At 41.8% G+C, this 9511-nt stretch carries 9 protein-coding genes and 2 pseudogenes; 4 read left to right on the forward strand and 7 right to left on the reverse strand.

The window, feature by feature from the left end:
- Nucleotides 1–137: 137 nt before the first annotated feature.
- A pseudogene (locus O9334_RS19215) lies at nt 138–671 on the forward strand (hypothetical protein); the annotation flags it as partial.
- Between the two features lie 66 nt (nt 672–737).
- Here O9334_RS19215 and O9334_RS19220 read toward each other — a convergent pair.
- The gene (locus tag O9334_RS19220; protein WP_080603301.1) at nt 738–974 is read right to left on the reverse strand and encodes a hypothetical protein; all 237 of its coding nucleotides are present in this window, start codon (nt 972–974) and stop codon (nt 738–740) included.
- Nucleotides 975–1091: 117 nt separating this feature from the next.
- Complete coding sequence (locus O9334_RS19225; RefSeq protein WP_045357439.1) at nt 1092–1448, reverse strand: hypothetical protein; 357 nt, start codon at nt 1446–1448, stop codon at nt 1092–1094.
- 114 nt (nt 1449–1562) lie between these two features.
- Between O9334_RS19225 and O9334_RS19230 the strand changes: the two genes are divergently transcribed.
- Nucleotides 1563–4886 carry a WD40 domain-containing protein gene (locus tag O9334_RS19230; protein ID WP_045357436.1) on the forward strand — a complete coding sequence of 1108 codons (3324 nt, stop codon included), beginning with the start codon at nt 1563–1565 and terminating at the stop codon, nt 4884–4886.
- Between the two features lie 121 nt (nt 4887–5007).
- On the opposite strand, the gene O9334_RS19235 is transcribed toward O9334_RS19230, so the two are convergent.
- Nucleotides 5008–5838, reverse strand: coding sequence for a Ycf66 family protein (locus O9334_RS19235; protein ID WP_288001894.1), 831 nt, complete (start codon nt 5836–5838; stop codon nt 5008–5010).
- A gap of 165 nt (nt 5839–6003) precedes the next feature.
- On the opposite strand from O9334_RS19235, the gene O9334_RS19240 reads away from it, so the two are divergent.
- The gene (locus O9334_RS19240) at nt 6004–6192 is read left to right on the forward strand and encodes a WD40 repeat domain-containing protein (protein WP_288001897.1); all 189 of its coding nucleotides are present in this window, start codon (nt 6004–6006) and stop codon (nt 6190–6192) included.
- A gap of 183 nt (nt 6193–6375) precedes the next feature.
- Here O9334_RS19240 and O9334_RS19245 read toward each other — a convergent pair whose 3' ends face one another.
- The 3 genes from O9334_RS19245 to O9334_RS19255 all read right to left on the reverse strand — a co-directional run bounded on the left by O9334_RS19245 (nt 6376) and on the right by O9334_RS19255 (nt 8718).
- Nucleotides 6376–7710, reverse strand: coding sequence for an FAD-binding oxidoreductase (locus O9334_RS19245; protein WP_190381256.1), 1335 nt, complete (start codon nt 7708–7710; stop codon nt 6376–6378).
- A 271-nt stretch (nt 7711–7981) separates the two neighbouring features.
- Nucleotides 7982–8101 (reverse strand): photosystem II protein Y, encoded by a 120-nt coding sequence (locus O9334_RS19250; RefSeq protein WP_002747397.1) that lies wholly within the window; start codon nt 8099–8101, stop codon nt 7982–7984.
- A 65-nt stretch (nt 8102–8166) separates the two neighbouring features.
- Nucleotides 8167–8718, reverse strand: a complete 552-nt coding sequence (locus O9334_RS19255; RefSeq protein WP_002798512.1) for a gamma carbonic anhydrase family protein — start codon at nt 8716–8718, stop codon at nt 8167–8169.
- Nucleotides 8719–8826: 108 nt separating this feature from the next.
- Here O9334_RS19255 and O9334_RS19260 point away from each other — a divergent pair, with 108 nt between their 5' ends.
- Nucleotides 8827–9342, forward strand: a complete 516-nt coding sequence (locus O9334_RS19260; protein WP_045357972.1) for a TIGR02652 family protein — start codon at nt 8827–8829, stop codon at nt 9340–9342.
- 29 nt (nt 9343–9371) lie between these two features.
- Here O9334_RS19260 and O9334_RS19265 read toward each other — a convergent pair.
- Nucleotides 9372–9511, reverse strand: a pseudogene (locus O9334_RS19265) (IS4 family transposase); the annotation flags it as partial.

Below are 9511 nucleotides of genomic sequence, written 5' to 3' on the forward strand. Positions count from 1 at the left end.
TGTGACACTGTACCTAATACGACTGCACACCGCTATAAGCTAGTGAGGTACACATATTTTTCTTCCCTTTTGACTTTTGCCTCTTGCCTTTTGCCTAAAACCCATAACTTTTGTACCTCAGCAGACTGAAAAACGCTATAAGCTTTTGGTTAGGAATGTTAGGGATTGGTGGTTTAAGTTTCCTCCTCGATCCCCAAAGGATTCCTCAACTGTTAAAATTACCTTTTTTAAGTACCAAACCTTTAGGAGTAATTTTTTTATTGCTGGTTACGGGATATTTTTTGTTGACTATCACCTATAAAAAATCCATAAGAATCGGCAAAGAAAATATCTATTTACCCTCTTGTAATCTTTCTCTAGCTTTGATTTTGTTGACTTTTATTGATTGGATATTAGCCGCTAGAGTTCTATATCTTCTTCTCCCGGGCAGCTACAATACTTCGTTTTTAGGATTTTTCGGTCTCTATGTATTTGCCATGACGGCAGGGGTATTAAGCAACGTGCCGGGGGGAATAGGTGTTTTTGAGTTTATCATGCTGAGATTGCGCCCCGAATATGTATCTAATGCCGAGCTTTTAGGTTCTTTAATCGCCTATCGAGCTATTTATTATTTGCTGCCTTTAATTGTCGCTTTTGTCTGGTTGTTGGGTTACGAGGCGCGCAGAAAATAATGCCCGCAAATTAGCTTAAACGGACAAAAAAAAGTCCCCATGCCGTCATAGCTGGGGAGCATCAATCTAGTAGGCTAAAGTTTCTAAAGTTTCCCGTAGATAGGAACAAATGCGAGCATCAGCATCGTCTCTATTTTTACCTGATTCTAGTTGTTCTTGCTGCCAACGCCGAAAACCGGAACTAGCGGCGATGGCTTGTTTTAAATGCTCCCAAGTGTGATGATCTTTGTGAAGTGGGGTGTCAGAAAATGTGGTGGAGTTGCCCATCTTTACCTCTGGTGGTAGGGTTGCACTTTTTAACATAACTTAAAAATGGCTGGAAATTCTGATAACTGGGACACAATTAGGCAGAAAAAGGTGTTGCCTAGCGGGAAAGCTGCGGGGATGCCAACACCTTTTTTGAGGAAATATAGCCGATTTTTAGGAGATTTTGCTGGTTTCTGCCGCTTCTTCCGCCTCCACTTCCGCATTTAAAGCTGCGGGGGGAATGGGGATAGGAAATACCGACGGCAGCTTAGCGGCGGCATCTTCAGGAGGCTGCCCGGAGTGAAAACGACGGTAGCTTAAAACACCAGCTACGGTGATTGCTCCTGTAGCGGCGGCAACCCCTAAAATAAGTTTGTTAGCATCGACAGGGAAGGTGGTATTGCTGCCAAAAATGCCTTTAGCTTTAGCGAAAGCACAAGCGGAGGCACTGCCAGCATCAAGAGTACCTAAAACAATACCACTGACGAGGGTGGCACTAACGGCGATGGAGGTGAAAAAAGTTTTCTTCATAATTGCCTTGGGGATAGGTTGTCAATAGCGATTATCCTTGCATTATAGATATCTCCATCACAATTGTCTATTTTATTTCCGTTGGTGACATTGAAATAATTTTGTTTAAGGATAATGAATTATCAATATCGTGTTGGGGGTAGTCTTGCCTATAACCATCCTACCTATATCGAGAGAAATGCCGATCGAGAACTGTTAACGGCGTTAAAAAATGGTCAATTTTGCTACGTTTTTAACTGTCGTCAGATGGGCAAATCCAGTTTAAGGGTACGAGTGACCCATATTTTACAGCAATCGGGCATGGATTGTGCGGCGGTAGATATAACCAGTATTGGTAGTAATGATAATTTATCCCAATGGTATAACGGCGTGATCACCCGTTTGTTTTTAGGATTTAATCTGACGGGAAAAATTAATCTTAAATCCTGGTTGCGCGAGCGAGAGGATTTACCCCCCGTGCAGCGTTTGGGACAATTTATTGAGGAAGTTTTATTAGTTTATTGTCGGGGAGAGAAAATATATATTTTTATCGACGAGATCGATAAAATTCTCAGTTTACAGTTTTCTCTAGATGACTTTTTTTCCCTGATTCGTTATTGTTATAACCAAAGGGCGGAAAATTCCCAGTATGAAAGAATTACTTTCGCTTTATTCGGTGTTGCTACCCCAGCAGATTTAATTCGCGAAAAGACCCAAACATCTTTTAATATCGGCCAAGCGATCGAATTAACAGGATTTAATCTTGCAGAAATTGCTCCTTTAGCCGCGGGATTATCCGGTCAAAGTAATTATCAACCCGACTGGTTAGAAAAAGTTATTTTTTGGACGGGAGGACAGCCATTTTTAACCCAGAAAATTTGTCAGCTATTGCGGGAAACTAATTTAGATATTGAGACGCTGATCAAAGAGAAAATTATTAATAATTGGGAATCTCAAGATGAACCAGTTCATCTGCGAACTATTGCCGATCGCTTGTTAAGAAATCAAGACAAAGCGGGTCGTTTGTTAGGTATCTATCAACAAATTTTAGAAAAGGGGGCAATCGCGTACGATGATAGCCCAGAACAAAGGGAATTAAGGTTATCGGGGTTAGTGGTTAAAAAGGATAATCAATTAGTAGTTTATAATCCTATTTATCGAGAAATATTTAATTTTAATTGGGTGGAAAAACAATTAGAGCAATTGCGTCCCTACTCAGAAGCGATCGCCGCATGGCAACAGTCTAATTATACCGATGAATCGCGGCTTTTACGCGGAAAAGCTTTAAATAATGCCCTCGATTGGTCTCAGGGGAAAAGCTTAAGTAATCTTGATTATCAGTTTTTAACTGCTAGTCAAAATCTCGATAAAAGAGAGGCGGAAATTAGCCTAGAAACCCAGAGGCAAGCTAATAAAATTCTAGCAATCGCTCACCAAAAAGCCACCAAGAGAATTCAAATTGGCTCGGTAATTTTAATTGCTTCTCTTTTGGGTTCTCTCTTAGCTTTTATTCAGGTAAAACAAGCGTGGCAGCAAGTAGAAACCGCTCAATTGGGTATTCAACTACAGCGCAATGGTGACAGTTATTGGCAACAATTTCAATTTGAAGAACTAGAATCTTTAATTGCGGCCATGCAAGCAGTAAATAGTTTAAAAAATATCGTTACTGATGGGCAAATCTTGGGTAAATATCCTGCTACCAGTCCAATTATTACCCTACAACAAATTTTAGATCGCATTCAAGAAAAAAACCAACTGCAAGGACACCGGGGAACTATTTATAGTGTTAGTTTTAGTCCAGATGGTCAAAAAATCGCCACTGCTTCTCAGGATGGGACGGTAAAAATTTGGAATAAAAAAGGTGAGAATATTCAAACTTTGACAGGTCATCAAGGGGCAGTTTATAGTGTTAGTTTTAGTCCAGATGGTCAAAAAATCGCCACCGCTTCCGAAGATAAAACCGCCAAAATTTGGAACTTGCAAGGGCAAAATTTAGTCACCTATTCTGACCATCAAGAATCAGTTTATAGTGTTAGTTTTAGTCCCGATGGTCAAAAAATTGTGACTACTTCCAGGGATAAAACCGCTAGATTATGGAATTTATCAGGTCAAACTTTACAGGTATTTAAGGGACATAAAAGATCGATAGATGCAGCTAGTTTTAGTCCCGATGGTCAAAAAATTGCCACCGCTTCCCGGGATGGTACGATTAAAATCTGGGATTTATCAGGTCAAATTATCTTGAGTTTGGGTAAAGAAAATATTGAGGCTTTTTATAGTGTTAATTTTAGTCCTGACGGTAAAAAATTTGCCGGAGCAGCGGCAGATAAAACTGCTAAAATCTGGGATTTACAGGGAAATTTAATAGCTAGTTTACAGGGACATCAAGATTTTGTCAACAGTGTTAATTTTAGCCCTGATGGCCAGTTTATAATTACCGCATCTAGTGACGGTAGTGCTAAAATTTGGGGAATGCAAGGGGAAGAAATAACCACTCTTAGAGGACATCAAGAATCAGTTTTTACTGCTGTATTTAGTCAAGATGGAAAAGAGGTGGTAACTGGATCGAGTGATGAAACGGCTAAAATTTGGCAACTGAACAATTTAAATCAAGCTAAGGCCGATAATACCAGTGTTAGCATTAATTCTCAGGGCAATATTATCGCTATTGCTAACAAAGATGGTCAGATTACTTTACTCAATTACCAGGGAAAAAAAATTAGAGAATTTGCCACAAAAATGCGCTCAATCTATAGTATAGCTTTTCATCCCGATGGTAATCAGATGGCGATTACAGGAAGAAATGGAAAAGTCCAAATCTGGAGTCAAAAAGGAACAATGCTTCAAGAATTTACTGCCAGTCAAGTACCGATTTATAGTCTTGCTTTTAATGGAGAGGGAACAGCAATAATCACGGGAACAAGCGAGGGAAAAGTTCAATACTGGCATTTAAGTAATTATCGGCCTCAATTAATTAATTCCTGGAGAGCCGATGATAATATTATCTATGATTTGGTGTTTTCTCCCGATCACCAAAAAATTGCTACGGCTGCCCGGGGAAAGATTAAAATTTGGGATTTGCAGGGTAATATTTTAAAGGAGATTAAAACCGATTCTTTTCCCGTTTATGGAGTTAGTTTTAGTCCCGATGGTGAAAAAATCGCCGCTATTTCAAGGGATGGTACAGCTAGACGCTGGGACATGGACGGAAATTTGCGCTCGGAGTTTAAAATAGAAGAAGATATCGTCTATGGGATCGCTTTTAGTCCTGATGGTCGAGAGATTGTGATTATTGCTAGGGATGGTCAAAAGCATCGATGGACCTTAGAAACAGAATATGATTATTTACAAAAATTGCTCGATCGAGGTTGTCTTTGGTTAGGAGATTATCTCGAAAATCGTCCCGAAAAACGAGAAGCTTTATCCCTGTGTACTAGGAAAATAAAACCATCGAATTAAATTAATTCTTCGAGTCATATTGTCAACTTGGTTTGACTGGGTGGGGGGGCAAAGGTTAAATTAATTAGTTAATTTCTTCGGTAATTATTGCCTAACCCACCCGCTAAATAATCTTAACTTTTTAATCCGATGGGGGGGGATTTTCTGCGCTTGGCGAGCGAGTTTCTGGGGGAGTATCTTTTCCGATAGTTTCTTCTGGGGGCAAATCTTCCTCGGTAACTTCAATAATCACCGTTTCGCTAACAGCAATAGTTTCGACTTCAACATTTGTGACAGGTTCAGTCGGGGGAATTTCTGGGGCATTTTCGGAAGGGTTGATCTCTTCCGTTGCCAAATCAAAATCGTCGAAATCATCGAAATCATCGAAAGTTTCCCCATCATCAATAATTTCTGCGGCTTTTTCCCCAATTTCTGTCACTGATTCTGTAATAGTTTCCCCGATAGCTGCCGCTTTTTCGGCAACGGGGGCAACCGTTTCTTGAGCTTTTTCCCCAATTTCTGTGACCGATTCTGTAGTAGTTTCCCCGATAGCTGCCGCTGTTTCGGCAACGGGGGCAACCGTTTCTTTAACCGTTTCTTTGACTTTTGCTGCTACTTTCTCAGCTTTAGCTTTAGTTTTGGGGGATTGAGAGGAAGTAACTTTCCCCAGACGATTGCCTAACCAACCGACAATAGTAAATAATTTAACCGGTTTGTCGGGATAAAAAAGTGCTTGTCTGAGTTTGAGAGTTTGCCAAGCGAAAGCAATAAATAAAATGGCTGCGGCAGCTTGTCCGAGGAGGATAGCGCCTGTAATCCTTCCCGCGCACAACCAGAGGACAAGAGCATAGAATAATCCTACCGCACTCCAGAGAAAATCATCTTGACGGTGGCGATCGGGGGCGATAAAAGCGGTGGTGAGGAGGTACAGACTACTCAATCCCACAACGACCGCTAGGATATAGGGCAACATTTGCGATTCTCCTTTGACATTTCCTTTTTTATTGTGCGTTATTTGGGGTCGATCGAGTCTATTTTTTGATTAATTTTGGAAATTCTCAAGTCAGATCGTCTTTACCTGTGTTTATGAATAGTCATCGTTAATATTAGGAAATTCTGGGGTTATCCTCTGCTGCTTGTGCTGATCAGATTAAACAAGCTTTCGGATCAAACGATTAAGTTTTGGTCTTTAACAAGCAAAGAGGAATTAGGAACTCTTGATCAACCCACAGACAACCTGTTATCTTTAGTAATTAGTGCCGATGAGAAATATTTGATTATTGTTAGTGCTGACAAAACTGTAAAAATTTGGGAAAATGGGCAATAGTAACAACTCAAGATAAGTAAGTAGTTATAATTAAATTGAAGATAGATTTCGCCTCTGATCCCCCCTGCCCCCCTTAATAAGGGGGGTGCCGATCCCCCCTTAGTCCCCCCTTGACAAGGGGGGCATCTGATAATTTTTAACGCCTACCTACTTATCTTGTTTAATCTAGCCTGAATCGAACCCCTACCCCCTTGCTTCAACCCATGCTCGCATTTTACCCGGATTGTTCAATCCGTAGGGATCGACGAGTTGTTTAAATTCTAGTTGCAGGGGATTAATCTGTCTGCTGCCGCCATCTTCCATGATATAAGTGTGAGGATTGGCAATAGCTGCCCCCTGTTGTTCATAGATAGCAATAATCTCATTTAATCGAGTTTCTGTGGTAAATTCTAGCAAGGGAAGACCGGCGGGAATAACTTTACCTTGAAATTTCAAAAATTCTAGGTGCATCATTATTTCCTCCCCAAAATAATTATAGAGTTTCTCCACCGTGGCTAGATTAAAATAAAAAGCTTGTAGATAAGTTATCTTGGGGTTAAAACTACGCGCATGGAGAGTGGTATGATTCCAAGTAAATTCTAAGATACTGTTGCCTTTTTGAGTTTCTTCTGGCGTTTTATAGTAGGTAAGTTCACCATTATATTCTTTAATTAAAGACTCTAATGCCCCTCGATCGCTGTCCGATACTATTAACAAAACTGCCGCTTTTCCTGTGGGTAAATAATCCTTAAGAGCGGTAAAATAAGCAGGAATTGGCCAGGAGTGAACGCTAACCATTTTCTTGACAATGCCATCACTATCACTGAGAGCTTGACCGAATTTAGCGGCGGTGATAAAATCGGCAAAAGTAACGATAAATTCTGCCCAAGGATAACAGGGAGCGAGGGCTATTTCTAACTCGGTAATAATGCCATTTGTTCCGTAGGCATGATTGACTTTTTCTACCTCATCCCCCCGTAGTTCGATAATTTTTGGTTCCGCTTCTAGGGTGACTAATTGCACTGCTTGCAGATTGCCTCTATCCTTCAATTGTCCATAATTAATCGAACCCATGCCCACACTGCCACCCCCGATAAAACCGCCAATTGTCGCCGTCCGATAGGTAGAGGGAGCCATTCTTAATTCCCAACCGATTGCGCGAGCTTGTTTATCAAAAAAGGCCATTTTTACCCCCGCTTCTACCCGTGCTGTACCCGGTTCGATCGAGATAATTTTTGTTAGTTTGGTTGTGTCTAAAATTACTCCCCCCTGCAAGGGAACACATTGACCATAATTACCTGTACCCGCACCTCTGACTGTTAAAGGAATTTGGTATTTAACGCAGGTTTTAGCGATGTCAATAACTTCTTGGCTATTGTGGGGACGAATGACTAAATCAGCCCGTTTATCTTGCAGTTGTGCCTCTAAAATGGGACTAAAATGATAATAATCTAAGGAAAGTTTCGCTACTTGCCCTGGATCGGTGATAATTTCCAGATGGGCAAGTTCTTGAATGAGATTTTGACAGTTAGATTTCATGGTTAAGTAGAGATTGCTGAAAAAGTGTATTGGTGGGGTTAGGAGTCAGGAGTCAGGAGTCAGGAGTCAGGAGTCAGGAGTCAGGATTCAGGAGTCAGGATTCAGGAGTCAGGAGATTATTTTTATTTATTCTTCCCACACCCCACATCCTACACCCCACACCCCACACCCCACACCCTACACCCCACACCCAATCAGCGATCGCTGGATAAGGAAAAATTAAAAACCGATCGCCTAGGGGATCGGTTTTACTAAGAAGTATAAACTTTTATTAACTTTGTTTGCTGAGAAACTGTTGAGCTTGTCTAATGGCGGCAGCGCCGATGTTGAAGACAGCCCAGCCACCAGCAATAAGCAAAGGGGTTAAAACGATTAACACTCTCCAGTCCATAGATTTCCTTCTCCTCGGTCAGTGCTTAAAAGATTGTTACTTGATTCTCATTTTATATTTATACCCTAATCCGCCCGTTTTGGGAATCCGGTATCAGTAGCTTTTCCCGCATGAACGAGGGCAAGTTTAGCATAGCGCTCGGCGTGTTCGATCAACTCTTGAGCCTCCTGTGGCGAGACTTCCCGGACGCGTTTAGCGGGAATGCCCACCACTAAAGATCGCGGTGGTATATCTTTTGTCACGATACTACCCGCCCCGACAATACTACCCGCCCCGACGCGCACACCATCGAGAATCACTGCCCCAATGCCGATTAAACAACCGCGTTCAATATGGGCTGCGTGAATTACCGCCCGATGCCCGATGGTAACGTAATCTTCAAGGATAGTAATTTTGCCTGGATCTCCGTGTAGGATCGCCCCATCTTGGATATTAGTATAGGCCCCAATTTCGATGCGTTCCACGTCGGCACGCAATACCGCCCCATACCAAACACTTACCCCCACAGCTAGGGAAATATCGCCCATTACCGTGGCATTAGGGGCGATAAAAGCCGCTTGACTGACATCGACAAGGGGCCAGAAATTAGAAGTTGATCTTAAGTTATCTAAAGACATGAAAGGATCTGCACTAAAGTCGAAAGAGAATACCCGTCCAATTTGGTTGGGTATAATATGGATAGGATTATTGGTACAAAGATAGCAATTTTTAGTTTAGGTTCTTCCATGATCAATGCAAGTTTACAATACCCTGTTTTTGGCCCCGATATCCATTGTCCTCACTGTCGGCAGCTAATCCCCGCCCTCACTTTGACGGATACCTATTTGTGTCCGCGCCATGGAGCTTTTGAAGCCGATCCCAAAACGGGAGAGTTGGTTCACTTGCAGTCAGGACGGCATTGGCGACTCTGGAATGGTGAGTGGTATCGTCAACACACCCACCCGGATGGCATTCGTTTTGAGATTCACGAAGCACTCGATCGCCTCTATACTCAAGGATTTAAAGCGACTAAAGTAATTATTGCCAACCGTTATCGCGATCTAGTTAGTTCCTACCTAGAACGTAACACCACTTGGCGCGGTAATGGACCGGGTGAAGCCACTATTCCCCGTCTCTACGGTTTACCAGTAGAATTTAGCCCCGATGCCCCCGATCAACCCTGTTGGGATGTAATTAATTTTGATCTGGAAAAAGAACCGGGGGTTCCCAAACGTTACCCCTATTTTCGTCTTTTTGATTAATCAGTTATCAGTTATCAGTTATCAGTGGACTAAGTACAGGACAAAAATTGTAGGGAATGAAGAAAATCCCGATGATTAGGCAAAGAAGGGTTAAGAATCAGATGACGAAGATGGTCAAAACCTAAGCGAAAAAGACTCTTAGCACGACGACCGTGTTTCTTGAGGGGAA

It is taken from the genome of Microcystis sp. LE19-8.1F (genome assembly GCF_027531715.1).
In the GTDB taxonomy this organism is placed as follows: Bacteria; Cyanobacteriota; Cyanobacteriia; order Cyanobacteriales; family Microcystaceae; genus Microcystis; species Microcystis wesenbergii_A.

Coding starts and splice junctions, on each gene's coding strand:
- O9334_RS19220 (WP_080603301.1), bottom strand. CDS start 974: ATGTTAAAAAGTGCAACCCTACCACCAGAGGTAAAGATGGGCAACTCC.
- O9334_RS19225 (WP_045357439.1), bottom strand. CDS start 1,448: ATGAAGAAAACTTTTTTCACCTCCATCGCCGTTAGTGCCACCCTCGTC.
- O9334_RS19230 (WP_045357436.1), top strand. CDS start 1,563: ATGAATTATCAATATCGTGTTGGGGGTAGTCTTGCCTATAACCATCCT.
- O9334_RS19235 (WP_288001894.1), bottom strand. CDS start 5,838: ATGTTGCCCTATATCCTAGCGGTCGTTGTGGGATTGAGTAGTCTGTAC.
- O9334_RS19245 (WP_190381256.1), bottom strand. CDS start 7,710: ATGAAATCTAACTGTCAAAATCTCATTCAAGAACTTGCCCATCTGGAA.
- O9334_RS19250 (WP_002747397.1), bottom strand. CDS start 8,101: ATGGACTGGAGAGTGTTAATCGTTTTAACCCCTTTGCTTATTGCTGGT.
- O9334_RS19255 (WP_002798512.1), bottom strand. CDS start 8,718: ATGTCTTTAGATAACTTAAGATCAACTTCTAATTTCTGGCCCCTTGTC.
- O9334_RS19260 (WP_045357972.1), top strand. CDS start 8,827: ATGATCAATGCAAGTTTACAATACCCTGTTTTTGGCCCCGATATCCAT.